This window comes from Streptomyces sp. Edi2 (assembly GCF_040253635.1).
Lineage (GTDB): Bacteria > Actinomycetota > Actinomycetes > Streptomycetales > Streptomycetaceae > Streptomyces.
Genome location: NZ_JBEJGX010000003.1, coordinates 8,462,702 through 8,488,824, shown reverse-complemented (window position 1 = coordinate 8,488,824; position 26,123 = coordinate 8,462,702). Strand labels below are relative to the sequence as shown.

At 70.3% G+C, this 26,123-nt stretch carries 28 protein-coding genes and 1 pseudogene; 8 read left to right on the top strand and 21 right to left on the bottom strand.

The window, feature by feature from the left end:
• The first annotated feature begins 21 nt into the window (after positions 1 to 21).
• Positions 22 to 561 carry a gamma carbonic anhydrase family protein gene (locus tag ABR737_RS40525; protein WP_350256148.1) on the top strand — a complete coding sequence of 180 codons (540 nt, stop codon included), beginning with the start codon at positions 22 to 24 and terminating at the stop codon, positions 559 to 561.
• Between the two features lie 136 nt (positions 562 to 697).
• Here ABR737_RS40525 and ABR737_RS40520 read toward each other — a convergent pair whose 3' ends face one another.
• The 9 genes from ABR737_RS40520 to ABR737_RS40480 all read right to left on the bottom strand — a co-directional run bounded on the left by ABR737_RS40520 (position 698) and on the right by ABR737_RS40480 (position 8,744).
• Positions 698 to 1,462 carry an enoyl-CoA hydratase/isomerase family protein gene (locus tag ABR737_RS40520; protein ID WP_350256147.1) on the bottom strand — a complete coding sequence of 255 codons (765 nt, stop codon included), beginning with the start codon at positions 1,460 to 1,462 and terminating at the stop codon, positions 698 to 700.
• Positions 1,463 to 1,486: 24 nt separating this feature from the next.
• Positions 1,487 to 2,725, bottom strand: coding sequence for a cytochrome P450 (locus ABR737_RS40515; RefSeq protein WP_350257111.1), 1,239 nt, complete (start codon positions 2,723 to 2,725; stop codon positions 1,487 to 1,489).
• 132 nt (positions 2,726 to 2,857) lie between these two features.
• Positions 2,858 to 4,225 carry a cytochrome P450 gene (locus ABR737_RS40510; RefSeq protein WP_350256146.1) on the bottom strand — a complete coding sequence of 456 codons (1,368 nt, stop codon included), beginning with the start codon at positions 4,223 to 4,225 and terminating at the stop codon, positions 2,858 to 2,860.
• Positions 4,226 to 4,235: 10 nt separating this feature from the next.
• Entirely contained in the window at positions 4,236 to 4,826 is a 591-nt protein-coding gene (locus ABR737_RS40505) for a GTP-binding protein (protein ID WP_350256145.1), read from the bottom strand.
• Positions 4,801 to 5,181: a DUF742 domain-containing protein gene (locus ABR737_RS40500; protein ID WP_350256144.1), complete on the bottom strand. Its 381-nt coding sequence runs from the start codon at positions 5,179 to 5,181 to the stop codon at positions 4,801 to 4,803. Before ABR737_RS40500 ends, ABR737_RS40505 begins: the two co-directional genes overlap by 26 nt.
• A complete protein-coding gene (locus ABR737_RS40495) occupies positions 5,178 to 5,594 on the bottom strand; it encodes a roadblock/LC7 domain-containing protein (RefSeq protein WP_350256143.1) in 417 nt (138 codons plus the stop codon). The genes ABR737_RS40500 and ABR737_RS40495 overlap by 4 nt, the downstream gene beginning before the upstream one ends.
• On the bottom strand, positions 5,591 to 6,829 hold the full coding sequence (locus ABR737_RS40490; RefSeq protein ID WP_350256142.1) for an ATP-binding protein: 1,239 nt from the start codon (positions 6,827 to 6,829) through the stop codon (positions 5,591 to 5,593). The genes ABR737_RS40495 and ABR737_RS40490 overlap by 4 nt, the downstream gene beginning before the upstream one ends.
• Positions 6,830 to 7,262: 433 nt before the next feature.
• Positions 7,263 to 7,619 (bottom strand): DUF4333 domain-containing protein, encoded by a 357-nt coding sequence (locus ABR737_RS40485; protein ID WP_350256141.1) that lies wholly within the window; start codon positions 7,617 to 7,619, stop codon positions 7,263 to 7,265.
• 132 nt (positions 7,620 to 7,751) lie between these two features.
• Entirely contained in the window at positions 7,752 to 8,744 is a 993-nt protein-coding gene (locus ABR737_RS40480) for an alpha/beta hydrolase (RefSeq protein WP_350256140.1), read from the bottom strand.
• 296 nt (positions 8,745 to 9,040) lie between these two features.
• Here ABR737_RS40480 and ABR737_RS40475 point away from each other — a divergent pair, with 296 nt between their 5' ends.
• Entirely contained in the window at positions 9,041 to 11,095 is a 2,055-nt protein-coding gene (locus ABR737_RS40475; protein WP_350256139.1) for an ATP-binding protein, read from the top strand.
• Between the two features lie 101 nt (positions 11,096 to 11,196).
• Positions 11,197 to 11,406 carry a hypothetical protein gene (locus ABR737_RS40470; protein WP_350256138.1) on the top strand — a complete coding sequence of 70 codons (210 nt, stop codon included), beginning with the start codon at positions 11,197 to 11,199 and terminating at the stop codon, positions 11,404 to 11,406.
• A 148-nt stretch (positions 11,407 to 11,554) separates the two neighbouring features.
• On the opposite strand, the gene ABR737_RS40465 is transcribed toward ABR737_RS40470, so the two are convergent.
• The gene (locus ABR737_RS40465; protein WP_350256137.1) at positions 11,555 to 12,205 is read right to left on the bottom strand and encodes a DedA family protein; all 651 of its coding nucleotides are present in this window, start codon (positions 12,203 to 12,205) and stop codon (positions 11,555 to 11,557) included.
• A gap of 255 nt (positions 12,206 to 12,460) precedes the next feature.
• Positions 12,461 to 12,916 carry a DUF4442 domain-containing protein gene (locus tag ABR737_RS40460; RefSeq protein ID WP_006601666.1) on the bottom strand — a complete coding sequence of 152 codons (456 nt, stop codon included), beginning with the start codon at positions 12,914 to 12,916 and terminating at the stop codon, positions 12,461 to 12,463.
• Between the two features lie 349 nt (positions 12,917 to 13,265).
• Between ABR737_RS40460 and ABR737_RS40455 the strand changes: the two genes are divergently transcribed.
• Entirely contained in the window at positions 13,266 to 14,549 is a 1,284-nt protein-coding gene (locus tag ABR737_RS40455) for an MFS transporter (RefSeq protein ID WP_502964536.1), read from the top strand.
• 42 nt (positions 14,550 to 14,591) lie between these two features.
• Here the strand turns inward: ABR737_RS40455 and ABR737_RS40450 are convergent, their stop codons facing one another.
• The 4 genes from ABR737_RS40450 to ABR737_RS40435 form a co-directional block, all read right to left on the bottom strand.
• On the bottom strand, positions 14,592 to 15,446 hold the full coding sequence (locus ABR737_RS40450; RefSeq protein WP_350256135.1) for a spermidine synthase: 855 nt from the start codon (positions 15,444 to 15,446) through the stop codon (positions 14,592 to 14,594).
• Between the two features lie 142 nt (positions 15,447 to 15,588).
• Positions 15,589 to 16,434, bottom strand: a complete 846-nt coding sequence (locus ABR737_RS40445) for a patatin-like phospholipase family protein (RefSeq protein WP_350256134.1) — start codon at positions 16,432 to 16,434, stop codon at positions 15,589 to 15,591.
• Positions 16,435 to 16,604: 170 nt separating this feature from the next.
• Positions 16,605 to 17,777 (bottom strand): elongation factor Tu, encoded by a 1,173-nt coding sequence (gene tuf / locus ABR737_RS40440; RefSeq protein WP_350256133.1) that lies wholly within the window; start codon positions 17,775 to 17,777, stop codon positions 16,605 to 16,607.
• Between the two features lie 109 nt (positions 17,778 to 17,886).
• Entirely contained in the window at positions 17,887 to 18,048 is a 162-nt protein-coding gene (locus ABR737_RS40435) for a hypothetical protein (protein WP_350256132.1), read from the bottom strand.
• 104 nt (positions 18,049 to 18,152) lie between these two features.
• On the opposite strand from ABR737_RS40435, the gene ABR737_RS40430 reads away from it, so the two are divergent.
• Positions 18,153 to 18,854, top strand: a complete 702-nt coding sequence (locus ABR737_RS40430; protein ID WP_350256131.1) for a TVP38/TMEM64 family protein — start codon at positions 18,153 to 18,155, stop codon at positions 18,852 to 18,854.
• Between the two features lie 278 nt (positions 18,855 to 19,132).
• Complete coding sequence (locus ABR737_RS40425; RefSeq protein WP_350256130.1) at positions 19,133 to 20,005, top strand: undecaprenyl-diphosphate phosphatase; 873 nt, start codon at positions 19,133 to 19,135, stop codon at positions 20,003 to 20,005.
• Positions 20,006 to 20,056: 51 nt separating this feature from the next.
• Here the strand turns inward: ABR737_RS40425 and ABR737_RS40420 are convergent, their stop codons facing one another.
• The 3 genes and pseudogenes from ABR737_RS40420 to ABR737_RS40410 all read right to left on the bottom strand — a co-directional run bounded on the left by ABR737_RS40420 (position 20,057) and on the right by ABR737_RS40410 (position 22,520).
• The gene (locus tag ABR737_RS40420; protein WP_350256129.1) at positions 20,057 to 20,449 is read right to left on the bottom strand and encodes a hypothetical protein; all 393 of its coding nucleotides are present in this window, start codon (positions 20,447 to 20,449) and stop codon (positions 20,057 to 20,059) included.
• 145 nt (positions 20,450 to 20,594) lie between these two features.
• Positions 20,595 to 21,533, bottom strand: a pseudogene (locus ABR737_RS40415) (SDR family oxidoreductase).
• 126 nt (positions 21,534 to 21,659) lie between these two features.
• The gene (locus ABR737_RS40410; RefSeq protein ID WP_350256128.1) at positions 21,660 to 22,520 is read right to left on the bottom strand and encodes a hypothetical protein; all 861 of its coding nucleotides are present in this window, start codon (positions 22,518 to 22,520) and stop codon (positions 21,660 to 21,662) included.
• Between the two features lie 236 nt (positions 22,521 to 22,756).
• Here ABR737_RS40410 and ABR737_RS40405 point away from each other — a divergent pair, with 236 nt between their 5' ends.
• Entirely contained in the window at positions 22,757 to 23,614 is an 858-nt protein-coding gene (locus tag ABR737_RS40405; RefSeq protein WP_350256127.1) for an SCO4651 family lipoprotein, read from the top strand.
• A 44-nt stretch (positions 23,615 to 23,658) separates the two neighbouring features.
• Here ABR737_RS40405 and ABR737_RS40400 read toward each other — a convergent pair whose 3' ends face one another.
• On the bottom strand, positions 23,659 to 24,552 hold the full coding sequence (locus ABR737_RS40400; RefSeq protein ID WP_350256126.1) for an SCO6745 family protein: 894 nt from the start codon (positions 24,550 to 24,552) through the stop codon (positions 23,659 to 23,661).
• 22 nt (positions 24,553 to 24,574) lie between these two features.
• On the opposite strand from ABR737_RS40400, the gene ABR737_RS40395 reads away from it, so the two are divergent.
• On the top strand, positions 24,575 to 25,483 hold the full coding sequence (locus ABR737_RS40395; protein WP_350256125.1) for a S41 family peptidase: 909 nt from the start codon (positions 24,575 to 24,577) through the stop codon (positions 25,481 to 25,483).
• A gap of 23 nt (positions 25,484 to 25,506) precedes the next feature.
• On the opposite strand, the gene ABR737_RS40390 is transcribed toward ABR737_RS40395, so the two are convergent.
• Together ABR737_RS40390 and ABR737_RS40385 are read right to left on the bottom strand one after the other, a co-directional pair.
• Positions 25,507 to 25,737 carry a hypothetical protein gene (locus tag ABR737_RS40390; RefSeq protein WP_350256124.1) on the bottom strand — a complete coding sequence of 77 codons (231 nt, stop codon included), beginning with the start codon at positions 25,735 to 25,737 and terminating at the stop codon, positions 25,507 to 25,509.
• Positions 25,738 to 25,739: 2 nt separating this feature from the next.
• The gene (locus tag ABR737_RS40385; RefSeq protein ID WP_350256123.1) at positions 25,740 to 25,976 is read right to left on the bottom strand and encodes a DUF6400 family protein; all 237 of its coding nucleotides are present in this window, start codon (positions 25,974 to 25,976) and stop codon (positions 25,740 to 25,742) included.
• Between the last annotated feature and the right edge of the window lie 147 nt (positions 25,977 to 26,123).

The window sequence follows — 26,123 nt, the reverse complement described above, 5'->3', positions numbered from 1 at the left end:
TCACGGCGAGGAGATCCACAGATGGCGGGACGGGCGTTGATTTCACCGGTGGGCGGCAAGGAGCCGAAGGTCGATCAGGAGGCATTCACCGCCCCGACGTCCGTCGTGCTCGGCGAGGTCACCATGGCGGCGGGCTCCAGCCTCTGGTACCACGCGGTACTGCGGGCCGACTGCGGCCCGATCGTGCTCGGCGCCGACAGCAACATCCAGGACAACTGCACGGTGCACGTGGACCCCGGTTTCCCGGTGACCGTCGGCGCGCGGGTCTCGGTCGGGCACAACGCGGTCCTGCACGGCTGCACCGTCGAGGACGACGTGCTGATCGGCATGGGGGCCACGGTGCTCAACGGCGCGCACATCGGCGCCGGCTCGCTGGTCGCCGCGCAGGCGCTGGTTCCCCAGGGCATGCAGGTGCCGCCCGGTTCCCTGGTCGCCGGGGTGCCGGCGAAGGTCAGGCGGGAACTGACCGACGAGGAGCGCGAGGGCCTCAGCCTCAACGCCACGATGTACCGGGAGCTGGCGGCGCGGCACCGGGAGGACGTGCCGGGCGCCGAGGACTGAGCCGGGCCGCCGGCCGAGCGCCACGGGCGTGCGGCCTGATGCGGCCCGACGCGTGCGACCTGAAGGGACCCGGGAGGTAAGGCAGGCCGGGACCGGACCACACCCGCGTGCCTGCGCCGTCGCCTCCTGGTGCCTGTCAGCGACGCCGTTCCGACCCGGCGGCCGCCAGCACCGACGTCAGCATCTCCGCGTCGAAAAGGGTGGCGTCCGCAAGGCGGCCGGCGCCCGCGTAGGCGTTCATCATGACCTTGGCGGTCCGCAGGGCGGCCGGCGACCTGCGGACCAACGGTCTTGTCCACCGGGCGATCACCTCGTCCAGCTCGCCCTCCGGAACGGCCTTGTGGAGGAGGGAGAGCTCGACCGCCTTCGCCGCGTCGAAGCTCTCCCCGGTCAGGATCAACTCCCTGATCCTGGCGGCTCCCGACTCGTTGAGCAGGCGTGGCAGTACGCCTCCCCACGCGGGCGGCATGCCCAGCGCGAGCTCCGGCAGCCGGAAGCGACAGCTCTGCGCACCGGCCCGCAGATCGCAGAACACCGCGAGCGCGATGCCCGCACCGATCACCCCGCCGTGCAGGCGGGCAATGGTGACCGCGCTGGTGGCCGCGAGTGCTTCACAGACCCGCCGTGCCTTGTTGCCCATGGCGCGAAGGGCCGCTCCCGAGCGGTCCGCGGCGAGGGATGCCGCGAACTCCTGGCGGTCTCCGCCCAGGCAGAAGTCCGCTCCCGCGCCGGAGAGGACCAGCACCCGTATCTCGGGGCGGTCGTGCAACGCGCCCAGAACGGTGAGAAGTTCGTCGAGCATCGGCTCGCCGAGCGCATTGCCGGTGTCCGGGCTGTTCAACTGGACGTTGAGCAGGGGGCCCTGATGGGCAACGGCAAGGGTCTTGAAGTTATCGATCACGACGCACTTCCTACCTCAATGCTCTCAGGACTCCACCACGGGCAGCGTCATGAGCCGCCGGAAGGCCACCCGCGGCGCCCAGTCGGGCGTACGGCTCAACTGCAGGGCGGGGAACCGCCGGAGCACCCCGGTCAGCACGGTGGTCGCTTCCAGCCGGGCCAGGGCGGCACCGAGGCAGTAATGGATCCCGCCACTGAAGCTCAGGTGAGTGGCCTTGCGGCGGACGTCGAAGAACGCGGGATCGATGTGGTGTGCGGGATCGTGGTTAGCGGCACCGACCATGAGGTGCACCATCTGGTCCTTCTCCACGGGGATGCCCGCCAGCGTGGTGTCCTCGCCGGCGATCCGGCTCACCACATGCGTCGGGGAGTCGTAGCGCAGGACCTCTTCGACGGCCGCCGGTATGCAGTCCGGGTAGGCACGCAACCACCCCATCTGCCGGGGGTGTTCGGCGATCAGCCACACCATCGTGGACAGCAGGTTCGAGGTGGTCTCCAGGGCTGCCAGCACCACGAAGAGGGCGAGTCGGTAGACGGCCTCGTCCGCGGCATCCTGATGTGGTTCGAGTTCGTCCCAGGTCCGTATCCACGACGAGATCGGGTCGTTTCCGGGCGCACGGCGGCGTTCCTGTACCAAGTCGAGGAAATACTCCCGCAGTTTCCCGGTCGCGGCGTCGGACTGCGCGAGCTGACTCGCCGTGGGCAGCAGTTCCTGGGCGAAAACCTGATCGTGGGTGAGCGACCGCAGCAGCGGATAATCGACTTTCGGCAGACCGAGCCATTCCCCTATCGTCATCACCGGCAATTCTTCACTGACAAGGGAACTGAAGTCCGCCTCACCGTCCTTCAGTCTTTCCGTCAGCCGGTCGAGCAATTCCTCCGTATTACGCTCGACCGAATTCTTGATGGAATCCAGGCACTTACGGTCGAACATGTTGCCCACCGACCGCCTGGCCCGTGTGTGGTGCGGCGGGTTGAGCCCGGGCAGCGTGCTGGCCATCTGTCGCGAAGACGGCGCCATCCAGCGGGTCGCCTCGCCCTGCCTGGCCCGCCAGCCGCTGTCCGGCACCAGCCATGACCTGTTGCGCAACACGTGGTCGCACAGGCCGAAAGAGGTCACCAAATGGCCGTCCCAAGGTGCCGGAACGATATCTCCCATCGATCGGAGTTCCGTGTAGTGCGGCAGCAGATTCGCTTGGCCTTCCGGTGTGCGCAGGCGAGAGAGAAGCCTTATCACAGAGCGTCGGTCCACGGACATGACCATGGGTGGGGCAACCACGGCGGATTCCACTGCGAGAACTCCTTCATTCAATGCATCAGGCCAGGACGACCAACCCTGACTACCCCAGTGATTGAACTTTTACGCCCAGTGGAAAATGATTTGTTGTCGCCAATGTCACACCTTCCACCAGGAGAGGAATGAGCTCCACCACTTGCCCCTTGACACCTCATTCCCCCGGTCCTGTCGAGGGGTATTTTCCGTCATATGGCCACCCGTTGCCCTGACAGCGGACGGACGCCGCTCGGGGCGTACCGGGGTGAAACGGGCGGGCAGGACTTCCAGCGCCCGGTGGAAGGGGCCAGGACGCCAGGTCAGGCTTTCCGCGGGCAGCGCCAGATCGATGTCCGGCAGGGTGTTGAGCAGTTTCTCGATGGCCAGGACGGACACCAGCAGGGCGGGATCCTTGGCGGGACAGGCGTGCGGGCCCGCACCCCAGGCGAGATGCGCACGCTTGCTGAGCACCTGACGGCCCGTCGAGAGGTTCGGGTCGGCGTTGGCGGCCGCGAAACTGATGACCACGGGCTCACCTGCCGGCAGCTTGGCTCCCCCGAGCTCCATGTCGTGCACAGGGTAGTGCACACCGTAGTTGGCTATCGGAGGACTGTTCCACAGCACGTCGTTGATGGCGTCGTCGACCAGCAGGCCGGCCGCGCTCTGGTCGCCCACGTACTTCTCATCCGTCAACAGCAGCCGCAGCGCGCTGGCGATGATGTTCTGCGTGGGCTCCGTCCCCGCCGCGATGAGGGTGACGAGCTGATGGACCATCTCCTCGTCGGAGAGTGCGGACGGGTGCTCCATCAGCCAGGAGGTGATGTCCTCACCCGGTGAACGCCGCTTGAGCGCCACCAACTCCAGCAGCGCTTCGGTCAGGACCTCGTTGGCCTTCTCCGCGTCGACGCCGTCGAAGATGCCCGATATGCCGAAGACCAGGCGGTCACCGATCTCGGCGGGGCAGCCGAAGAGGTCGTTGAAGACCAGCAGCGGCAACAGCTGGGCGTAGTCGGCGACCAGATCCACCCGGCCCCGGCTGCTGAACTGGCTGATGAGGTACGCGGCGACGCGGTCGACATGACGGCTCAGCCGGTGGGTGTCCACCCGGGCCAGGCTCGCCGTGACCGACTGACGCAGCCTCATATGGTCCGCACCGTCGGAGAACAGACAGTTCGGCCGGTACATCATCATCGGCAGCACGGGGCTGTCCAGGGGCACGCACCCCTCGTTCAGCGCACGCCAATGGCGTGAATCACGCGCAAAGGTGTCCGGATTCTGTAGCACGTGGAGCGCCGCGGCGTAGTCCGTGACGAGTTCGGCCTCCACACCGGGGGCGAGTTCGACCGGTGCGCTGGGTCCGTGCTGTCGCAGGGCCTCGTAGAAGGCCGCCGGGTCCGCGGCGAATTCGGGCCCGTGCAAGGGAGTCCGCCGGCCATCGGCATGGGCGGGGCAGCCGGGCGGTGGGCCCTGGAATTCCGAGTGAGATTGCATACCTGAACTCCTAGTTGAGGCGGGATTGCAGATAACGGACGAGCGCGATCAGCGAATCCGCCGAGGAACGTTGGTCCCGTGCGTCACAGTTGACGACAGGTGTCTCAGGAAGGAGGTCCAGCGCTTCCCGGATCTCGTCGAGCGAATGCGTGGGGGTCCCGTCGAAGTGGTTCACCGCGATGGCGTAGGGGATTCCGTAGTGCTCCACCAGGTCCATGACAGGGAAGGACTCGTCGAGCCGCTGGGGGTCGACGAGGACCAGCGCCCCGAGCGCCCCACGCGTCATGTCTTCCCACACCTGAACGAAGCGCTGCTGGCCGGGCGTTCCAAACAGGTACAGGACCAGCTTCTCGCCGAGCGTGAGTCGCCCGAAGTCCATGGCGACCGTGGTCGTCGTCTTGTCGGGCGCGCCTTTGGGATCGTCAATTCCCGCACCCGCCTGGGTCATTATCTCTTCGGTCCGCAGCGGTGGAATTTCGGACATGGTCCCGATGAATGTGGTCTTGCCCACGGCGAAGTGGCCGACCACGAGGATCTTCGCCGCGGTCTGCACTGAATTGCGCAGGTACACGCCGTCACCCAAAGCGAGCCTGGAGCCCATTCAGCACCTCCTCAAGAATTTGCCGGTCGACAAGCTGAGCGCTGGGTATGGGCGCACGCGAATACAGATGGCCCTCCCGCGCGAGATCGGACACCAGAATCTTGACGACGCCCACCGGCAGCCGGGTGTGCCCGGCTATCTCGGCGATCGAGAGAAAGCCCCCCGAACACAGGTCCAGCAGACGCAACTTCTCCGGATCGAGGGGTTTCGTCCTGGGCGGTTCCGCATGCACGGTGACCAGGGTGATCAGCGAGAAGTTGCTGCCGTCAAGAAGATCTCGGCCGTTGGTGATGACGTACGGCCGCACTAATTCCGCTGCTTCGTGTTCCAGCTCCGGCTCGTCATCGGTGGTCATGACTGGATATCAGCCCTCTCGCGCGGCGGACTGGTCAGTGCCTTACCGAGCTGGCCGACAAGCTGCTGCATACGGAAGGTGATCTCCGCCATGTCGACATCGGGAGAAGCCGAGACCGCGAGATAGGCGCCCTCGCCGGCCGAGATGAGAAAGACCCAGCCGTGGTCGAACTCGACCAGCGTCTGCCGCCATTGCGGCCGACTGGCGGGGGCTGCACCGCCATGACAGAAATCGGCGACCGTACGGCTCAGCGACTGCATTCCGCTCATCGCGGCGGCGACGGTGTCGGCGTGGTCCCGGCCGACTTCCTTGGAGCGGGCCATGAGCAGGCCGTCGGCGGAGACGAGAATGGCGTGCTGCGCTTCGGGCAATTCCAGAGCACTGTCAAGCATCCACGACAGATCGTAGTTCACTGAACCTCATGCCCTTCATTGCTTGCATTGGTGGAACGACGGCCGGATTGCGTGCCGCGCTGGAATGCCCCCATGACGGAAGCGGCCTGTGCGCTGTCGCGGGCCGGGGTTTGAGTGCTCTCGGAATCGGTCGGCACGATGGATATCGCACCGCGCCGGCGGCGCTTGGGAAGACCGCCGGCCGTCGTCTCCGGAACCGGGTGAGCCGGAGCCTGCTGCCCCATGGGCCCGGACCCGGGATACGGAGGTCCTGCGGCCGGGTAACCGGCGGCCGCAGGGACCGGAGCCGGGCCGCCAGGGGCCGGCTGACCAGGAAGGTTCTCGGGCGGCAACGGGGCGGATGCGGCCACGGCAGGACTCTCCTCGGGCTCGTGCAGGGACGCCAGTAGATCGTCGGGGAGCAGGACGACCGCGCGCACGCCGCCATAGGGAGAGGTGGAATCCACCGACACACTGAAGCCGTAGCGGGCGGCCAGCACGCCGATGACGGTGAATCCGAACTGCGGCGGGTTGCCGAGGCTGGAGACACTGGCCGCATGGTCGCTCGACAACAGCCGGGCAGCCCGCGCCTTCTCCTCCTCGTTCATCCCGACACCGGCGTCGTCGACGACGATGCACACGCCCTTGGGCACCGGGCGGATATTGATCTCGATCATCGTTTCCGGCGCCGAATAGCTGGTGGCGTTGTCCAGCAGCTCGGCGAGCACGAGAGCCACCGGCTCCACGGCGCGGCTCACGATCGCGAAATTGCTCTGCGACCGGATCTCGACACGCGTGAAATGCCGGATACGGCCCTTCGCGCTGCGCACCACGTCGTAGAGCGAGGCATTGTGGCGCCGGCGGCCGAGCCAGCCGTCGCAGAGCACGGCGATGGACTGCGCGCGCCGCGCAAACTGCGAGTTCATGTGGTCGATGTCGAGCAGATCCTGAAGGATCTTGTGCTCGCCATAGGCCTCCTGCAGCTTGGAAATCGCCAGCTGCTGCTCGCCCGCAAGACCCTGGAGCGTCCGCATGGCGGCCTTCAGCGTGGTCTTGGTGGCCTCCTCCGCCCGGTCCTTGGCCTCTTCCACGGCTTCCGCGTAGTGGTTTTCAAGATTGGCGTAGTGCTGCTTGAGCTCAGCCTTTTCTTGTCGGAGTTCCGTGATCTTTTTTCTGCCGCGAACAATCGCGGTGGCGGCGACAGGGGTGCCAGCGATCAAACCCCAGAACGCTGGATCCTGGAAGTATTGCGTCATAGGACTCTCTTCGGACGACGGAGCCACCAGGTGTTGTATGTCTGGCCATGACGTGGCGAATCAATCGCGCTCCCAGACATACGTGAACGGCCACGCACAGTCGCCTGCCAGAAAGCCATCAAAGGGCCGGCTAATGGCATAGTTCTCCCCGGGGTGGCGGTTTTCTTAGGCCAATGCGCGGAATTTCTTTCATGCCATATCAGGTGACTACCCCGTTGGCAAGTGCGATGATCTTAGCATCACAGCAACACCCCTCGTCCAACGGCGATCTGATCACGAGACAGATCCGATGGGGATTCAACAAAGGCCTGTGCAGAGGACTTTGGGGGCGTTGTCGGCCCCCGGGGGCCACGGATCAGCCCATTCCTGACGGCTCGTTAACACGTGTTCACGTGACGTGGACCACGTCGTGCACGGCAATTGTCAGCCGGGGTCAGCGATGCGGGGCGTCGTGGACATAAGTGATCTCGCCCCCGCGGACCCGGACGACGCGTACCGTCATGCCGCGGTCCGTCCCTTGCAGGTAGTGCGCCGTGCAATGGGTCCGTGCGCCTTTGACCGCACGCAGGTCCCTGGCGCAGTCGACCGAGCGCGGCCCCCGGGGGATCACCGGCAGCGTCAGATGACCCGAGATGGAGCGGGCGACCTCGTCGCGCGGGACGGCATCGGTCGTCCCGGTCACCTCACTGGTCGCGCCCCGCTCCCCCAGCCACTGGGTCCCCGCCGTGAGGCTGCCCGCCAGCAGAGCCGTGCCGGCCAGCGTCAGACCGACGACTCGCAGATTCCGCACGGCTCTCCTTCCAACGGGCACACCCGTCCTACGTCGGCCACGCCCACCGGCCGGTCACGGACAATTCTTGCGGCCGACCGGGCGCCGGCAACAGGAGGACCCCTCCCGTGCGACCACCCGGGCGACGGTGCGTCAAACGGACGGCACGGGGCCCTGCATCTGCTCGCTGATCCAGTGCAGCGAGTCGGCCATCCGCTGGATGTAGGTGTGACCGCTGTGCACACCACCCGGTATTTCGAAGAGCGTGGAGTGCACCGGGCCGCCCGTGTAGTCCTTGATGAACCGCTTCACATCGGGCACCGCCGCCTCCTTGCTGCCGAGCTCGAAGGCCAGATAGACCGGCGGGCTCTTCCGCGCGGCCAGCTGCCGCGCCAGGTGGCGTGGGTCGTTGGCGCGCATCGCCTCGGGGTGCCCCTGCCACATCGGCGAATCCGGCGCCGTGTCCGGGCCGTTGACGATGGCCGCCTTGAACTTCCGCGGCTCCTTGAGCACGGTCTTCAGCGCGGCGAACCCGCCCGACGAGGACCCCATGAAGGCCCAGCCGTCACGGCTGTTGTACGTGCGGAAGTTGGCTCGCGCGAAGTCCGGCACGTCCTCGGTCAGCCAGGTGCCCATCTTCGGCTGCCCCGGTATGTCGCTGCCGTCGTAGTACTTCCTGCCGGGATTGAGCACCGGCATCACGACGATGAACGGCAGCGTCTTGCCCTGCCGCGACCACTGGGCGATCCGCTCCTCCAGCGCGAAGGCGTCCCCGGCCCAGTAGTTGAACGGATAGCCGTAGGCGCCGGGCAGCGCGATCAGAACCGGGAAGCCGCTCGTGCCGTACTGCCGCTGGTGGTACTCCGGCGGCACCCAGGCCCAGATGTCCCCGGTGAAACCGGACTTGCGCCCGTGCCACTTCGTCGTCACGACCTCGGTGCCGTCCCCGGCCGTACGGAACGGGGTGAAGGAGGAGCGCGGGCCCCGCGGCTCGGCCACCCGGGGCTTGCCGTTGCGGGCGTCCGCGGCACGGGCCGGCAGCGGCGGCACGCCCGAGGCGTCGACGAAGTCCCGGCCGTCTCCGCAGCCGGCCAGCAGCCCCAGGGCCACCACACTCACCGCAGCACGGACACGCAGGCGCTTCATCGGGACGTACTCCTTGGATACTCGGGCCGGCCGCGGACCGCCACGCTGCCACTGCCCCGCCGGTCGAAAGACACCACTTTAAGATCGCCCGACGGGTCCTCGACGCCGACCCCGACCGCCGTGACCTGGCGTTCCGCCCTCCCCGGGGCCCGCGGCGACCTCGCGTCACGTCAAATACGGCGCCGGGGATTCCCTCGTTCGATGCGCCCACTCGTTCCTTACCGGACGGTCGGTTCTGGCATCGTGGGTTCCCAGTTCGGAAGGGCGCGGCACTGTGCCGTGGTTGGGGATGACCGATGACCGCGTGGGCCGATCGCCGGCCACCGCCCGCCGTAGTGGGGCGGGCAGTTGAGCATGAGCAGGTGTCCGGGCTGTTGAGCGGTGCTCCGCTGGTGACGCTCACCGGGGCCGCCGGGGTGGGCAAGAGCGTGCTGGCCCGCGCCGTCCTGGAGGAGCACACCGCTCGGCACGGCGGCACGGTCATCCGGGTCGGCTGCTGGGACGGACTGACCGAGGGCGGTCCTGCCGAGGCGCTGCTCCGGGCCGCGGGGCAGTCGGACACCGCCTGCCGGGACACCGCCCGCCCCCTCGCCCGGCAGGCGGCCGACCCCGGTGCCGGCGCACCACTTCCCGGCGGGACGGGCCGGACGGATGCCACCGCGGCATGCCCTCCCGCGGGCGCCACCGCCCTCGCGGCGCTGGCCGCATACTGCCGGCGGCAGCGCGCGACCGTACTGCTGGACGACTGCGACCCGGTGCTCGCCGAGTGCGCACAGCTCGTGCGGCGGCTGCTGAGGGCCGATCCGTCGCTGCGTATCGTGGTGACCGCACGGGGCCCGCTGGGGCTGGCCGAGGAGCGGGTCGTCGACCTCGCGCCGCTGCCGGTGACGCTGGGCGAGGGGATCGCCGGACCGGCGGTCGAACTGCTGGCCACGCGGGCCGGGGCCGCGGCGCCCGAGCTCCTGGTCACGGTGTGCCAGGCGCTGGAGGGCTCACCGCTGGCAATCGCCCTGGCCGCGCACCAGCTGGACCGGATGTCCCTGCCGCAGCTCGCGGCGCAGGTGGGCACGGACGGTCCGCTGTTCTACTCCGGGCCGGCGGCAACCGTGCGGCACACCTCCCTGCACGCCGCGCAGGCCGCGGGGTACGCCCTCTGCTCGCCCACCGACCGCCGGGTGTGGGCCAGGCTCTCGGTGCTTCCCGGCGACTTCGACCCCTGGCTCGCCGGATGCGTCTGCACCAGCAGTGACGTGCCCGCAGCGGCGGTCGACAGCGCGCTGGAACGGCTCCGTACGGCCTCGGTCGTCGAACGTGTACGGGACGCGGGCGGCGCGCACGAGGACACCGGGGCCGCGCTGCCACCGCGCTACCGACTGCCGCGCGCCGCCCGGGACTTCGGCCGGACGCAGCTGCGGGAGGCGGGCGAGGAGTCCGCGGCGCTGCGACGCTTCCGGCAGGCGTGTGCGGCGCTCGCGGCCGAGGCCCAGATCGCCTGGCAGGGACCGAACCAGCAGGTCGCCGTGCGGCTGGTGGAGGACGAACAGGCCAATCTCGACGCGGCGCTGACCCGGCCGCCGCAGGACGCGGAGGATGCGCTCGGGGCGCTGGAGATCGCGGTGTCCCTGTGGTTCCACTGGGCCGCCTGCGGCTTCCGCCGTGAGGGGCGGGCCCATCTGGACCGCCTGCTGCTGCTCTCCCGGGACGACACCGCGCTGCGGGCCCGGGCACTGTGGCTGGCCGGCTACCTCGCCGCACAGGAACATTCGCTTGCCGCCGCGGAGGCCCTGCTCGACGAGGCCTGGACGGCCGCCGTGATGCATGCGGACTCCGACGGACTGGCCCGTATCGCGCATGCGCACGCCGTACTGGAGCTGTACCGCGGGAACACCGCGGCGGCCGTGGCGTGTCTGGAGGAGGCGACCCGGCACCACTCCAGGGATCCATGGTTCGGTCCGGGGCCCGCCCACAGCTGGGCGCTGCTCGCCATCGCCCTGGCGCCGCTCGACGCGGAACGGGCGAGGACGGCCGCCCACCGCGCCTGGGAGGTCCGGCACTGCGACGGTGATTTCTGGCTGTACTCGACGGTCCTCTACGCCCGTGCCATGACCGAGAGCGTCCATGGGAAACCGGCGGCGGCGCTGCGCGCCTGCCACAAGGCGCTGGTGGCCAAGAAACTCATCGGTGACCCTCTGTTCATCGCGGGCGTCCGCAACATGCTGGCGGGCCTGCGCCGGGCGGTGCGCAACGGGGCGGCACGGCCGGACGCCGACGAGGAGACACCGTGGTGGCAGCGCGGCGGGCCCGGTGTACGGGCCCGGCCGTTCTTCTCGCGGCTGCGGGCGGGGTCCTGAGAGCCGTGCCACGCTCCGCGGGACGCGAAAGGGACACGCTGTGTGACGCGCCGACCGCGTTCGGGATGCGGGAGGTGCGGGCCGGTCGCATGCTGGGAGGCATGAAGCGTGCCCCCGTGATCGTGCACCCGCCCTCCACGGGCGGCCGCCGTGTGACCCTCAACGGACAGGATCTGGGACGGGCGCTGCGCCCTGGTGATGTGGCCGCGATACTGCGCCGGGCCGGTTTCTGCACCACGAAGTTCGTCTGGGACGACACCGGTGTCTTCGAATGGCGCGACGGCGGACCCGACGTCTGGTTGATGCCCTGACGTCACGCGCTCGTCAACCGGTCCACAACTACAACAGGCGAGTTGCGCCGAGGCCAACGTCGGACTGGGGACTGCGGACTGCGCTCGATGCCGTGACGCCGTACGAGCCGTACGAGCCGTGCGGAGGCGCCGCGGTGGACGGGACCGGTCAGTCGACCGTCGCGGTGACCGGGGCCTCGGCCTCCTCGCGCGCGGCGGCCGCCTTCTTCGCGCGGTACTTCATGAGGAAGAAGGAGCCGACGCCGAACACCGCGGCGGCGACCAGCCCGAGCCAGGAGAAGCGCTTGAGCCACGACTCGGCGACCATGCCGACGCTGTAGATCAGCGCGGTCGTCCCCCCGGCCCAGATGATGCCGCCGAGGACGTTGGCGATCAGGAACTTCCAGTACGGCATCTTCAGTACGCCGGCGAGCGGGCCGGCGAAGATGCGCAGCAGGGCGATGAAACGGCCGAAGAAGACCGCCCACATGCCCCACTTGTCGAACTTCGCCTCGGCCATGGCGACATGGTCGGGGCCGAAGTGCTTGGGGAATTTCCGGCCCGCCCACTGCAACAGGGGCTGGCCTCCCTTGCGGCCGATCAGATAACCGATGGAGTCACCGACGATCGCCCCGGCGGAGGCACAGGCACCCAGCACGACCGGATTGATGTGGTCCTGGGTCGCCGCCAGGATCGCCGCACTGACGAGGACGATCTCGCCGGGCAGCGGAATACCCACGCTCTCCAGTCCGATCACCACCCCCACCAGGAGGTAGACGCTCACGGCCGGTACGGTCTCGAGCCACTCCTGGATGTGCAACGCCGCTTCCTCCGCTGATGTAGGGCCCCCGTGGGCCGTGACCCGGCAGCCGTCTCGGCGGTGCCGGTCGATCCCCCTGGCGCGCCACAGCACGCCCGGGAAGCGTACTCGATGGCACCGTCGGAGGGCCGAATCCAGGTGCGCTGCACAACACCCGCTCTCCGCGGCCCGATCCGGAGCCCAGCGGCCCCTACGGCATGACGACGGCCCGCCGTGCGAGGCACGACGGGCCGGGGAACCCCGCTGTGAAGCAGCTCACTTGTTGGGGCGCAGGGTCCACACAATGCTCATCTCGCCGGTGACCGCGCCGTCCTCGCGGGTGAGGGCGATGTTCACGGGGAACTCCGGACGCCCGCCGGCGTCGAGCTCGGCGACCACCTCGGCCACCGGGCGGCCCAGCTCCGCGGTGGCGGTGACCGGCCCCATGGCGAGCTTCTTGTAGCCGATCTCGGCGCGCACGGCCAGCGGCACCGCACGGCCGAGCTGATCGCCGAAGGCCGTCATCACGATGGCACCGCTCGCGGACTCGGCGAGGGTGAACATCGCGCCGGCGTGCGGTCCGCCGACGTGGTTGTGGAAGTCGGACTGGTCGGGCATGCGGACCACGGCGCGCTCGGCGGTGGTCTCGGTGAACTCGAGGTTCAGGGTGCGGACCATCGGCACGGATGCCGCCATCATTTCGCCGATCGACGGCAGGGTCTCGGAGGACATGGGGATCATGTTACCTAGCGGTAGCTTAGGTGTGAAGGGGCGGGCGGCGTCCGGCCGCCGCGACCGGGGGGTGCGCCACGGCCTCTCCGGCGCCGGGGCCGGGCGGTGCACCACGACCTCCACGGCGCCGGAGCCGGGCGGTTGCCCGCGGATGCCCGTAGTGGTTACCCGGGGGATATCCCTGTGTGGCCCACCTCTCACCTTGTTTATCGTTGACGCTCATGCGGCGAGGACAACAGCACAGCGACGACGGAGGGGGGCGGCCCCCGGCACACCTCGTGAGCCGTGCGGCGGGCACCCCGGACCGGCAGCGGCTCCCCGCGGATCCCGCCGCGCGGATGCCCTCGTGGTGAGGGCCCGCCCCGCATGGGCGGGGCGCAACTTTGTGCTGCTCACCGGTGCCACGGTGATCGCGAACCTCGGCAGTTCCGGCGCGCTGATCGCCGCCGCCTTCGCGGTGCTCGCCGCCGGTGGCTCCGCCACCGATGTCGGCCTGGTGGCCGCCGCGCGGACGATCGCGCTGGTCCTCTTCCTGCTGGTCGGCGGTGCGGTCGCCGACCGGCTCCCCCGGCATCGGGTGATGGTCGCCGCGAACGTCCTCAGCTGCGTGTCACAGGGCCTGTTCGCGCTACTCGTCCTGACCGGCGAACCACGGTTGTGGCAGATGGCCGTGCTGGCGGCACTCGGCGGCACCGGACAGGCCTTCTTCGCGCCGGCCTCCGAGGGCATGGTGCTCGCCAGTGTCTCCGGCGAGCAGGCGGGGCGTGCCTTCGCCGTTTTCCGGATGGGCATGAACGGCGCGAACATCGGCGGCACGGCACTCGGCGGCGCGCTGGTCGCCGCGGTCGGTCCCGGCTGGGTGCTAGCCGTCGACTCCGCCTCCTTCGCCCTCGCGGCCCTGCTGCGCGCCTTCCTCGACGTCGGCGGCGTCGCCGCGCGGGCGCCCGGCGGTGGGGTGCTGCACGATCTGCGGGACGGCTGGCGCGAGGTCGCCTCCCGGTCCTGGCTGTGGGCGGTGGTGGTGCAGTTCTCCCTCGTCAACGCGGTGGTATCGGCCGCCGAGGCGGTCTACGGGCCCCTGGTCGCGGAACAGCATCTGGGCGGCCCGGAACCTTGGGGGCTGGCGCTGGCCGCCTTCGGGGCGGGCACCGTGGGCGGCGCCCTCGTGATGACCCGGGTCAAGCCGCACCGCCTCCTGCTCACCGGGACGCTGTGCGTGTTCCCGCTCGCCCTGCCGTCCGCCGCGCTCGCCGTCCCCCTCCCGGCGGGCGGGCTCGCCGCGGTCATGTTCGGCACCGGGATCGCGGTCGAGGTCTTCGCGGTGACCTGGATGACGGCGCTGCACCAGGAGATCCCCGAGGAGAAGTTCTCCCGGGTCTCGTCCTACGACTGGCTCGGGTCCCTGGCCATGGTTCCGCTCGCCACCGCGCTGGCCGGCCCGGTACAGGACCTCATCGGCCGGCAAGCCGCGCTGTGGGGCTGCTCCGCCATGATCGCGCTGCTGACGGCGGCGGTGCTGTGCGTCCCCGGGGTGCGGCGGCTCACCCGGCGGACACCGCCGGAGCCCGCGGCGGGCCCAGCACTCTCCCCTGGCGCCGGGGCGACGCCGGCGCAGGCCGCGCAGGCGGAGTGAGCACGCGCCGCGGTCCTGCTCCGAAGCCGCGGCGGCCCGCGCTCAGCCGACGCTGAACGCGCCGTCCGGTGGCATCGGGGACGCCACCGCGTCGGCATCGCGTACGGGGACCGCCTCCGCGATCAGCCGCCGCAGGGCCCCGCCGTGCTCGACCCGGGCCGGGAAGGCGTCACCGGCCGTCCGCCGGGCCAGCGCGGCGAGCGGAAGCGGTGCGCGCGAGGCGAGCAGCACGGCGTTGCCGAACCGGCGGCCGCGCAGCACCGAGGGCTCGGCGATCAGTGCGAGGTGTGCGAAGACCGCGGCGAAATTGGCGAGTTGGCCGCGCAGAAAGCCGAACGGCGCGCCGTCCGCGAGGTTCGCGGCGTAACAGCCGTCCGGTCGCAGCACCCTGGCGGCGGCCCGCGCGTACTCGACCGAGGTGAGATGGGCCGGCACCCGCGAGCCGCCGAAGACATCCGCCACGATGACATCGGCGCTGCCCTCCGGCGCCGCCTCCAGAGCCGTCCTGGCGTCCTCGGCGTGCACCGTGATCCCGCAGTCGCCGGGCAGCGGCAGGTGTTCCGTCACCAGGGCGAGCAGCCCGCGGTCGGCCTCGATGACGTCCTGCCGGGAGTGCGGACGGGTGGCGGCGAGATAGCGCGGCAGGGTCAGCGCCCCGCCGCCCAGGTGCAGCGCGTCGAGCGGCCGGCCCGGGGCGGCCACCTCGTCCAGGACGTATGCCAGGCGGCGTACGTACTCGAATTCCAGATGGGCCGGCGCGTCGAGGTCCACGTACGACTGGGGTGCACCATCCACCGTGAGCAGCCAGGCACGCGGGCGGTCGACGTCCGGCAGCAGCTTGGCCGTGCCGCAGTCCACGGTCCGGGTGACGGGTATCGGCTCGGGTGCTTCGTCCACCGTCCCATTGTGCCGGTACGGCCACGGTGCCCCGGCCCCGCGGTCGCGGCGGGGAACCGGCCGACGAAGCTGCCCCGCCCTGTCCCGCGCTGCCCTGCTCTGCCCCGCCCGGTCACTGCGACCAGACCTGCCGGGCCCCGGGTCAGTCCGACCAGACCTGCCGGATCCGCGCCACCTGGGCTGCGGCCTGCCGGCGCCCCGCACGGGCCGCGTCCGCGCGCTTGGCGGGGTCCAGGACATTGCGGCCGAACGCCGCCCGGGCCGCGCGGTCGGGGGTCAGCACGCACACCCGCGCACCACGGCGGGCCAGTTGCTCCCCCTGCGACCGCGGTCCGGCGATCGGCCCGCCACTGGCCGCCATCGGCGCGACGATCACCACCCGTTCGTATCCGGCGGCCAGATCGGCATTGGCGCTGGAGTGCACCCCGCCATCGATCCACCGGGTGCCGTCGATGGTGACCGGCGGATAGACACCGGGGACCGCGCAGCTCGCGCCCACCGCGTCCAGCAGCCGCACCCCGCTGGTGTCGTCGAAGGCGGTCCGCTCCCCCGTCGCGGCGTCCACCGCCGTGATCACCAGCCGGCGGGTCGGCCAGTCGGTCAGGCTCAGGGTCCGGGCGATCACCGTGCGCTGTTCCGCCTCGGTGACGGTACGCGCCGCAACGGCCAGCTTCCCCATCCGTACGCCGAAGGACACCACGTCCCGGGAGCGCAGCGCGATGGCCGCGAAGCGGGCCAGCGCGGCCGGGCCCATCCGGGCGGACGGGCGGGCCGTATCGGGCGGGGCGAGCTGGTGCTCGTACATCTCCTCCAGGGGGAGGTGCCCCGAGGTGAGGTGGGCGCCGACGATCGAACCGGCGGAAGTGCCGACGACCACGTCGGCGCCGACGAGGTCGAGGCCCTCCTCGGCGAGACCCGCGAGCACTCCGATCTCCCAGCCGATGCCGGTGAGCCCTCCGCCGCCCAGGACCAGTGCCGTGCCCGCCATCGGGTCTCCCTCCCTGTCCGGCCGGCCGCCCGCGCAGGGTGGCGCAGCGGTGAGCCCTCGTACCCGTTCGTCCGGGCGAGCAGTCTCGCACCCACGCCTCCCCTGCGACAGGAGGCGGCTGCGCCCGGCCTCCGGAGAGGTGCCGGGCGCAGCCTGCTGCCCTGCGGTGTCTACTCCTCGACGGTACGCACCGTGCCCGCGCCGACGGTGCGCCCGCCCTCGCGAATGGCGAAGCCCAGGCCCCGCTCCAGCGGCACGTCCCGGCCCAGTTCGACCGACACCGTCACCGTCTCTCCGGGCCGGGCGATGCCCCGCTCGCCGAGGTCGAGGTCGCCGACCACATCCGCGGTACGGATGTAGAACTGCGGCCGGTAGCCGGTGGACAGCGGCGTACGGCGGCCGGCCTCCTCGGTGGAGAGCACATACACCTCGGCGGTGAAACGGCGCCGCGGTGTGACGCTGCCCGGCGCGGCGACCACGTGCCCGCGGCGCACCTGGTCGCGGTGCAGACCGCGCAGCAGCAGCGCGACATTGTCCCCGGCCTCGGCGGACTCCATGGGCTTGCCGAACGTCTCCAGCCCGGTGACCGTCGTCTCGGTCTCCGCGCCGAGCACCGCGACCCGGTCGCCGACCCGTACGGTGCCGCGCTCGACGGCTCCGGTGACGACCGTGCCGCGGCCGGTGATGGTCAGCACGTTCTCCACCGGCAGCAGAAAGGGCGCGTCCACATACCGCTCGGGCATCGGCACATAGGTGTCGACGGCGTCCAGCAGCGCGTCGATCGCCGCCGTCCAGCGCGGGTCGCCCTCCAGGGCACGCAGTCCCGAGACGCGTACGACGGGTACATGCTCCCCGTCGTAGCCGTGCGTACTCAGCAGTTCGCGCACCTCCAGCTCCACCAGGTCGGTGAGCTCCGGGTCGCCGGCGTCGGCCTTGTTGAGGGCGACGACGATGTGCCGGACGCCCACCTGCTTGGCGAGCAGCACATGCTCGGCGGTCTGCGGCATGATCCCGTCGAGCGCCGAGACCACGAGGATCGCGCCGTCGAGCTGCGCCGCGCCGGTCACCATGTTTTTGATGAAGTCGGCGTGACCGGGCATGTCGACATGGGCGTAGTGGCGGGTGCCGGTCTCGTACTCGACGTGCGAGATGTTGATGGTGATGCCGCGGGCGGCCTCCTCCGGGGCCCGGTCGATCCGGTCGAAGGGCATGAACGTGCCACTGCCCCGCTCGCTGAGGACCTTGGTGATGGCCGCGGTCAGCGTCGTCTTGCCGTGGTCGACGTGACCCATGGTGCCGATGTTCACGTGCGGCTTGGTGCGCACATATGCCGTCTTGGGCATGGTGTTCTTCCTCGCAACAATGCGGTGAGGACGGCGACTTGGCGCCGTGGGGACCCCTGAACCCGGCCGACCCTCCCCCTGCAGGGTCCGCCGGACGATCCGGAGAGGGTCAGCTTCGTGCGCCGTCGGCCGCTGCGGCGGCCGGGACGGCGACCGCTGCGGCGGCAGTGACTGCGGGAACGCAGGCGGCGATGGCCGCGAGGAGATCGACGGCAGCCTTCGGCTCGTCCGCGACTGCGGACGGGAGCGGGAGGAAGGCGTACCGGAACATGCGCCCTATGGTGCCGGGTGCCCGCTGCGGCGTCGACTGATTTATCCGGCGCCGCCCAGGGAGCGTTGCAGCTCCCCGGCGTCCCGGTCGGTTACGCTCCCGGGATGTTCCCGCCCGCCGCGGGGCCCGCCGGCCTCGCCGCCCGCTGTACGCGTCTGCTGTTCTCCCCCTGGTCCCGGCTGGGCCTGCTGCTGATCCTGCTGGCCTGCGGCGCGGTCATGGCGCTGTGGTGGCAGCCGCAGCATCTGCTGACCGGCGCCCGGCCCGCCCAGTCGTCCGGGCCTGCCGCCCTGGCGCTCTTCGCGCTGGCATACGGCGCGTGCACCAGCGCCTTCGTCCCGCGCCCGGTCCTCAATCTCGCGGCGGGGGCCCTCTTCGGCAGCCAGGCCGGGCTGGCCGCGGCACTCGCCGGTACGGTGCTGGGCGCCGCGCTGACATTCGGGCTCGGCCGGCTGCTCGGACAGGACGCCCTGCGCCCGTGGCTCCGCGCCCGCTGGCTGACGGCCGTCGACCGGCAGTTGAGCGAGCACGGCTTCCGCTCGATGCTGGTGATCCGGCTCCTCCCCGGTCTGCCGTTCTGCGCCATGAACTACTGCGCCGCCATCTCCCGTATGGGCTGGGGTGCCTACCTGGCCGCGACGGCACTCGGCAGCATCCCGAACACCGCGGCCTACGCCGTGGCCGGCGCGCGGGCTTCGACGCCCACCTCGCCGGTGTTCCTCGCAGCCATGGGCTTCATCGCGGTCAGCGCTCTGGGCGCGCTGGTGGTGGCGTGGTGCAAACGCAAGGCGCTGCACGAGGACTGACGGCAGTACGGGCGGGCGCGGTGTCCCCCGCGACGGCCACGGAGCGGGCGGCCGGGAAGCGGACAGGCCGGGGTCGCGCGGCCACGAGGCGGGCAGGTGCGGGGCGGCAGGTGCGTCGAGGCGAGCGGCCACCGTACGTCCAGAACCCTTTGGCCACCCGGACATCTTCGGACGTTACGCTGCCCCCTGTCGGCGATCATCCGCATCCGCCGCCACCGTCCGCTTTCTCCCCTCTTGCGCAGGTCAGCGCTTGACCACCCTTGGATAGCGTATTTTCCATGTCTTGGTTTGAATCATTCGTCCTCGGACTCGTCCAAGGGCTGACCGAGTTCCTGCCGATCTCCTCCAGTGCGCACCTCCGTCTGACCGCGGCGTTCGCGGGCTGGCAGGACCCCGGTGCGGCGTTCACCGCCATCACCCAGATCGGCACCGAAGCGGCCGTCATCATCTACTTCCGCAAGGACATCGGGCGGATCATCTCGGCCTGGGCGCGCTCCCTCTTCAACCGGGAACTGCGGCACGATCACGACGCCCAGATGGGCTGGCTGGTGATCGTGGGCTCGATCCCGATCGGCGTCCTGGGCATCACGCTCAAGGACGCCATCGAGGGCCCGTTCCGCGATCTGCGGCTGATCGCCACCACCCTCATCGTGATGGGCGTGGTGCTCGGCATCGCCGACCGACTGGCCGCCCGCGACGAGACCGGCGGCCGGCACCGTGCCGCCAAGCAGCGCAAGTCCCTCACGGATCTCAGCGTCAAGGACGGTCTGCTGTACGGCATCTGCCAGGCCATGGCACTCATCCCCGGCGTCTCCCGCTCCGGCGCCACGATCAGCGGCGGCCTCCTGATGGGCTACACCCGCGAATCCGCGGCCCGCTACTCCTTCCTGCTCGCCATCCCGGCGGTGCTGGCCTCCGGCGTCTTCGAACTCAAGGACGCGGGCGAGGGCCACGTCTCCTGGGGCCCCACCCTCTTCGCCACGCTCATCGCCTTCGTCGTCGGCTACGCCGTCATCGCGTGGTTCATGAAGTTCATCTCCCACAAGTCCTTCATGCCGTTCGTCATCTACCGCATCCTCCTGGGCATAACCCTGTTCGCCCTGGTCGCGGCGGGAACGCTGACGCCGCATGCGGGCGAGACGACAGGCTGACAGGGCACGGTCACGCCCTTGGGAAGAGCGGAGGATCAGGGGATCAGGGGATCAGGGGATCAGCACACAGTGGTTCTCGATGACCCTGCCACTGCGATCCAGGCCGCCGCAGACGGCCAGTCGCGGATACGCCCTGAACTCGCGGTTGACGACGAACCGCCACCGGGACACGTTGGCCTTGCGGTTCCCGTAATCGCCCACGAAGGCGCGCACGGTCCCCGGCAGTCCGTCCCGTGTCGTCACGGTGATGTCCTGGACGTAGTCGCGCCCCTGGTAGGCAGTGGCCACGCAGATGTAGGTGCCGCAGGTGGACTTGACCTCGGCGTTCGCCGGTGCCGCGGTCACCAGCCCCACCGCGCTGACCGCGGCCAGGACCGCCCCGACCGTCGCCGATCGTCGCCGTGCAGTGGTCACCGGCCGGACGCTCTCTTGGTGCGTGTGCATCACAAGACCCCCTTGGCTGCCTGCAGTCGGCTGACCGCATCGCTCTCCACACTGTCGCGGGCCCGCCCGGATTCGGCAAGTAGCCATGGAATCACGGGGGGTTACATTCCGCGCCGCCCGGCGATGCCTCACGGGGCATCGGCCGTCAGCGATAGCCCGTGTCGTCGGCGGCGAGGCCCCGGTCCTGGACCTCCACGACGTAGCGCCAGCAGTCCGGCCGGGTGCCGTCGGTGTCGGTGAACCCGTACAGCGGGGCGAGTTGGCCGCTGGAGACGACCGTGCCCGTCCAGCGCGCGACATCCGGGTCGGCGGCGAGGGCGGTCACCGCACGCGCGACATAGGCCGGGGACTCGGCGATGCAGAAATGCGGCACGCGGGCGGTCGCCTCCCGCCAGTTGTCCTCGGTCACGCCGAACGCCTCGAGCATCTTCTCCGAACGCAGCCAGCCAGGCGTCACGGCGACGGCGGCGCCCTGGTACGGGGCGAGTTCATGGCTCTGGGCCAGGGTCATCCGCTGCACGGCGGCCTTGACCAGGTCGTAGTAGAAGCCCTCGTGGTGGCGGTAGGCGGCGTTGTACTCCGCGGTGCCGTCGGTCATCTCGATCACCAGCCCGCCCGGGTGGCGGATGAGCAGCGGCAGCGCGTGGTGGCTGGTAATGGCATGGGTGTCGATGCCCATCCGCAGCATCCGCAGGCCGCCGGCGAGATCGTGCTCTCAGAGGGTGGTGCCGAACCGGGCGTAGGCATCGCCGCCGAAGATGTCGTTGACGAGGATGTCGAGGCGGCCGTGGTCGCGGTCGATGCGCCGGACGAGGCCATGGACCTGATCGCTGTCGAGGTGGTCGACCCGCAGGGCCGTGCCGGTGCCCCCGGCCGCGGTGATCAGTTCGCCGGTCTTCTCGATCGTCTCCGGCCGGTTGATCTCCGAGCGGCCCGCGGTACGGCTGCTGCGTCCGGTGGCGTACACGAAGGCACCGGCGCGGGCGAGCTCCACCGCGATCGCGCGTCCGGCGCCTCGCGTGGCACCGGCCACCAGCACGACCTTCCCGTCCAGCGCACCGGCCCGCGCGCCCTCCGTTGCCATGTCTGCAGTCTGCTCCCTTCTCTTCGTCCCCGCTCAGGAATCCCGGCGGGGACGGGTCGCCCTCGGCGCGGCCGGTGCCGGCCTGCGAGGCAGGGTGGGTACGTATCGCAAGTGCGGGGTGCGGTGTCAGGAACTGAGGTGGTATTGAGCCCAGGGCTGATGGGCCGGTGCGGCCTCCTCGTGGGAGGGCGCGAGGGTCCCCCACGGGGCGAGAGCGTTGTCCCACTCCGAGGCCAGGGCGGCCATGTCCGGAACGGATTCCGCGGACGGCATCGTGCCGGTGTGCCAGGCGGACGCCATCGGGTGCCCCGAGGGCGCGGCGTTCCAGGTGTTCGTCTGCTGCGCGGGGATGGTGTATTCGGACTCGTGCATATCGCCGGGGCCGCGCCGGTGGCGCCCCGCGTGGCTCTCCGCGGGGCCGGGGTAGAACCGCCCCTGGGCGGAGAGTTGCTGGGCCCGGGTGACCAGGCGGGTGAGATCGATCCCGAATTCGGCGGCAAGTTCGCGCAAGTCCACCCCGGTCTGCCAACTGCCGATGAGGACCGCGTCCATTGCCGGGGACCAGGACTGTTCCGCCGTCCCCGTGCCGCCGGCCCCCTCGCGCGGCAGGCCGGTGGAGCGCGTTCCGGTCATCGGGTTCTGGTGGGAATATTCGGCGACGGGATCGGGCGCCGGCGCGGCCTCCTCCGGCTCCCGCGGCGGCGCGGCGGGAGTGGCGGCCGCCAGCAGTTCCTCGGCGACGGCACGGGCGTCGTCCTTGCCCACCGTGCGCCGGGCGATCCGTACTTCCCGCTCGTTCAAACCGAACAGGCCGGCCACCGCGCCGGTGCTGCCCACCGTTACCGCAAATGCCGCCAAAACCCGTGACCGGTCCGCCTGCGCCTCGTCAAGTCGGGCCTGCGCCTCGCGCACCCGCTCATCGCCCAGACAAAACGCTTCTGCCAGCACGGCGTTGCGGTCCCACAGCTCTCTAGGATCCATACCCATTCAACGGCTCTTGGTCAGAGGTGTCCCGACCCGGCTCAGCAAAGCACCCCAAAGCACTCATCGAACCACCAGATGACAATCACCCCGGCGCGCGGCCCGCGCTCGCCCCCGGTCCGGTCGGGATGTCATATTCCCTGGTCACACGCTTGCGTACATACTCGACGCGGATTGTCGGTGCCATGGGTTACTGTCATGATCGATGACATTTTCATAGTTCCATGTGCTCATGGGGGGCCATGACTCATTTTTCCCGTTTCTCGTCGCGCGCCGCGGGGGCGCTGCTCACCGGAGCCGTGCTGTGCGGCACGGCGGCCTGCACGACATCGGGCGACCACACCGCGGCGTCGGGAAGCATCAACGCCGCTCCGGTCGCCGCGGTGCAAAAGGCCGTCGACAAGGGCGCCCGGCTCAACTCCGTCTCGTACCGCCTCTCCGGCAGGATTCCGGGCCAGGGGACGGTCGACGGCAAGGTGTCGTTCAGCATGCGCCCGCGCGCCATCGATATGCGGATGAAGGCCTCCGGGGGCAAGGAGGAGGGCGAGTTCTCGGTGCGGCTCGTCGGGGACGCGGTGTATCTCGGCGGGGGCGGGAAGGCGACGGCTGCGTTGGGTGGCAAGCACTGGATCAAGTTCGCCATGAAGGACAAGGGGGCCGGGGCGCTCGGGGGGATGGAGCAGCAGGCAGACCAGGACCCGGCGGCGCAGGCGTCCTTGCTGCCCCAGTCCGACGACGTCAAGAAGGTCGGCGAGGAGACCGTCGACGGGGTGCGGACGTCGCACTACGCCGGCGTGGTCGAGGTGGCGGATCTGCTGAACAAGCAGGGCACCAAGAACGCGATGGATGCCGAGCGCCGCAAGAAGGTGATCGAGCAGTATCAGCAGCTCGGGGTGAGCAAGCTGACCCTCGACATGTGGGTCGGCCCCGGTGACCGCACGGTGAAATTCCGTGAGCGTGCACAGACGGCCCAGGGCCCGCTGGACGTGAGCATACGGTTCTTCGACGTCAACAAGCCGGTCTCGGTCCAGGCGCCGCCCGCTGCCGACACGGTGGATCTGGAGCAGAAGCTCAAGGAGGCCGGAAAGCGCCTGGGCTAGCAAGGCCTTCACGACAGGCCCTACGGGTGGTGGGACGACGCGGCTCAGCCGTGTGGTCCGGACAGGGGGCCGGGGCGCGGCGCGGGCTCGTCGAGGTGCGGCAGACCGATCGGGTTGGGGAAAGGCAGGACATCCGCTGCCAGGAGGCGCCGGACCAGGGGTTCGAGCGTATGCAGCAGCCCCTTGGCCTCCGCCTCGGGCAACGGATGCAGCAGCTGTCCGGCCAGCCGGTCGGTCGCCGCCTCGATGCGCTCGCGTTCCTGCCGGCCGTGTCCGGTCGCGTCGCCGTGTGCGTCCACGAGGCCACGGGCCCGCAGCCGGTCCGTCGCGTCCGCCCACTCCTCCTCGCTCCAGCCGCGGTCCTGTCGCATGGTGTCCCTGGGGACGCGACCCGATGCGACGGCCAGGACCAGTGCCTCGCAGCCGTCGAGCCGTTCGTCGGCAAGCACCGCGAGATGGGCCTCGCCCCTGAACTCCCTTACGGCGGTGACCAGTTGCCACAGGCGCTCGACGGGGTCGGCCTGGTCGCACAGCGCGCGGTTGGCGGCGAACAGCGGACGGGCGAGCGCCGGTGCCTCGTCGACGATCGTCTGGAGCGGGGGCAGTGCTGCGGCCGCCGTGCGCTCCAGCCCGGGGTCGATCGCGCGCAGCGCACGGGCCGCGCGACGGCCGCGCTCGTCGAGGACATGTGCCGGGCTGACGACGCTCCAGGCCGCGGGCAGCGCCCGGGCCACCATCCCCGGGGCGAACACCCCGAGTGCGGCCGTGGCCGCCGCGGGTTCCACAGCTCCCATGGGCGCCGTACGCGAGGCGAAATAGCCCATCCAGAAGCCCTTGAGGCCGAGGTCCTTGCCCAGGCGGCGGCACCCGTCATCGAAGTAGCAGACCGCATGCAGCGGCTCGGACAGCAGCCAAAGCGATCGCGCGTGCAGCTCCATGCCCGCACGCTACCGCCGGCGGATGTCCGCTGCACCGCATCGCGGTGCGAAGGCCGCCGGTACCGGCGCCCTCGACCGCATCATGGCGGGCTATGTCTTCCCCCTGCGCGCCGCGGAGGTCGACCGCGCCCTCCGCGCACGGCTGGCAGCCGGTGAGTACGACGCACTGAGCGGTCCCGCGCTCTGCGAGGCGGTCACCGCATATCTGCAGGAGGTCTGCCCGGACAGGCATCTCAGGCTGCTGTGGCAGGACGAGCCCGGGCCGCTCACCACACCCGCGGACGACGATGCAGGCCGGGAAGCGTTCCTCGCCTTGATGCGGGCCGAGAACCACGGCCTCCATCGCACTGAACAGCTCGACGGCAGTATCGGCTATCTGGACGTGCGATGGATGGCCGACGCCGGGGAGGGCGCCCCCGCGATCGGCGCAGCCATGGAACTGGTCGCGCGCACCCGTGCCCTCCTTCTCGATCTGCGGAAGTGCCGGGGCGGCTCACCCGCGGGCGCCGCGATGTGGTGCAGCTACTTCTTCCCCGACGACGAGGTACACCTCAACGACATCTACGAGCGCTCCACCGACGCCACCCGGCAGTACTGGACGCTCCCGTATCTGCCCGGGCCCCGCTATCTCGATCGTCCGGTGTACGTGCTCACCAGCGCGACCACCTTCTCGGGCGGCGAGGACCTGGCGTACACCCTGCAGGCGCACGGGCGCGCCGAGGTGGTCGGCGAGACGACGAGAGGCGGTGCGCACCCCACCGCCCGCCATCCGGTGACGGAGCACATCACGGTCACCGTGCCGACGGCCCGGACCGTCAATGCCGTCACGGGCACCAACTGGGAGGGCGTCGGAGTGCAGCCGGATCATGCCGTGCCGGCCGAGAAGGCACTGGAGACGGCGCACGGGGAGGCGAGGGAGCGGCTGGGATAGCGGTGCCCGGTGGTGGTCCGGGGTCAGCCGTCGGTGCGGCCGCCCGCTCCGAAGCCCGACTGCCAGGCCCACAGGTGGGTGCAGTTGGGGCATTGCAGGTGCAGGACGCTGCCCTTGTTCGACAGAAGGTAGCGCCAGTGGTCATCGCAGGTGCGGCCGTCGAGGCAGGTACCGCAGCCTTGGTGGTCCTGGCAGCGGGGGCACGGGACCCAGGCGCGGCGGCCGATATCGGCGGTCGGGTCGAGCGGCAGCATGCTCAGGCCTGCCCGGGGCCCGGCAGCACCTCGGCGGCGACCAGCATGTCGTAGGTGGCCTGCTGCTCCGCGTCCAGGCCCGAGTAGAGGAGCCGGTACGCCTCGTCCTCGCCCTCCACCACCGCGATGGGGTCCCAGCTGTCACCCAGCGCCGCGAGGACTTCGGTCCGCCGCCGGGTTTCGTGAGCGGCGAGGTCGAGCTCGAATATCTGGTGGTCAGAGGTGTTGCGGTCGTTCATGGTGCGCGTCCTGTACCCCTTGCGGATGATGCGGACGTGTCTATCAAGCCGGGCGGCACTGAGGAAGCGTCAGGCGGAGCGCACCGGGCCGGGGAAGCCTGGAGTGCGGGGTCAGTGGCTCAACGTAATGAAGTTAATGGCGCTTTT

What these genes read in the sequence shown, in the direction of transcription:
- ABR737_RS40430 (WP_350256131.1), top strand. Translation starts at nt 18,153, where the DNA reads ATGTTCCCGCCCGCCGCGGGGCCCGCCGGCCTCGCCGCCCGCTGTACG.
- ABR737_RS40525 (WP_350256148.1), top strand. Translation starts at nt 22, where the DNA reads ATGGCGGGACGGGCGTTGATTTCACCGGTGGGCGGCAAGGAGCCGAAG.
- ABR737_RS40475 (WP_350256139.1), top strand. Translation starts at nt 9,041, where the DNA reads ATGACCGCGTGGGCCGATCGCCGGCCACCGCCCGCCGTAGTGGGGCGG.
- ABR737_RS40410 (WP_350256128.1), bottom strand. Translation starts at nt 22,520, where the DNA reads ATGGGTATGGATCCTAGAGAGCTGTGGGACCGCAACGCCGTGCTGGCA.
- ABR737_RS40395 (WP_350256125.1), top strand. Translation starts at nt 24,575, where the DNA reads ATGTCCGCTGCACCGCATCGCGGTGCGAAGGCCGCCGGTACCGGCGCC.
- ABR737_RS40500 (WP_350256144.1), bottom strand. Translation starts at nt 5,181, where the DNA reads ATGACCACCGATGACGAGCCGGAGCTGGAACACGAAGCAGCGGAATTA.
- ABR737_RS40480 (WP_350256140.1), bottom strand. Translation starts at nt 8,744, where the DNA reads ATGAAGCGCCTGCGTGTCCGTGCTGCGGTGAGTGTGGTGGCCCTGGGG.
- ABR737_RS40505 (WP_350256145.1), bottom strand. Translation starts at nt 4,826, where the DNA reads ATGGGCTCCAGGCTCGCTTTGGGTGACGGCGTGTACCTGCGCAATTCA.
- ABR737_RS40385 (WP_350256123.1), bottom strand. Translation starts at nt 25,976, where the DNA reads ATGAACGACCGCAACACCTCTGACCACCAGATATTCGAGCTCGACCTC.
- tuf (WP_350256133.1), bottom strand. Translation starts at nt 17,777, where the DNA reads ATGCCCAAGACGGCATATGTGCGCACCAAGCCGCACGTGAACATCGGC.
- ABR737_RS40460 (WP_006601666.1), bottom strand. Translation starts at nt 12,916, where the DNA reads ATGTCCTCCGAGACCCTGCCGTCGATCGGCGAAATGATGGCGGCATCC.
- ABR737_RS40490 (WP_350256142.1), bottom strand. Translation starts at nt 6,829, where the DNA reads ATGACGCAATACTTCCAGGATCCAGCGTTCTGGGGTTTGATCGCTGGC.
- ABR737_RS40400 (WP_350256126.1), bottom strand. Translation starts at nt 24,552, where the DNA reads ATGGAGCTGCACGCGCGATCGCTTTGGCTGCTGTCCGAGCCGCTGCAT.
- ABR737_RS40515 (WP_350257111.1), bottom strand. Translation starts at nt 2,725, where the DNA reads ATGGTCATGTCCGTGGACCGACGCTCTGTGATAAGGCTTCTCTCTCGC.
- ABR737_RS40390 (WP_350256124.1), bottom strand. Translation starts at nt 25,737, where the DNA reads ATGCTGCCGCTCGACCCGACCGCCGATATCGGCCGCCGCGCCTGGGTC.
- ABR737_RS40420 (WP_350256129.1), bottom strand. Translation starts at nt 20,449, where the DNA reads ATGCACACGCACCAAGAGAGCGTCCGGCCGGTGACCACTGCACGGCGA.
- ABR737_RS40405 (WP_350256127.1), top strand. Translation starts at nt 22,757, where the DNA reads ATGACTCATTTTTCCCGTTTCTCGTCGCGCGCCGCGGGGGCGCTGCTC.
- ABR737_RS40470 (WP_350256138.1), top strand. Translation starts at nt 11,197, where the DNA reads ATGAAGCGTGCCCCCGTGATCGTGCACCCGCCCTCCACGGGCGGCCGC.
- ABR737_RS40510 (WP_350256146.1), bottom strand. Translation starts at nt 4,225, where the DNA reads ATGCAATCTCACTCGGAATTCCAGGGCCCACCGCCCGGCTGCCCCGCC.
- ABR737_RS40445 (WP_350256134.1), bottom strand. Translation starts at nt 16,434, where the DNA reads ATGGCGGGCACGGCACTGGTCCTGGGCGGCGGAGGGCTCACCGGCATC.
- ABR737_RS40425 (WP_350256130.1), top strand. Translation starts at nt 19,133, where the DNA reads ATGTCTTGGTTTGAATCATTCGTCCTCGGACTCGTCCAAGGGCTGACC.
- ABR737_RS40435 (WP_350256132.1), bottom strand. Translation starts at nt 18,048, where the DNA reads ATGTTCCGGTACGCCTTCCTCCCGCTCCCGTCCGCAGTCGCGGACGAG.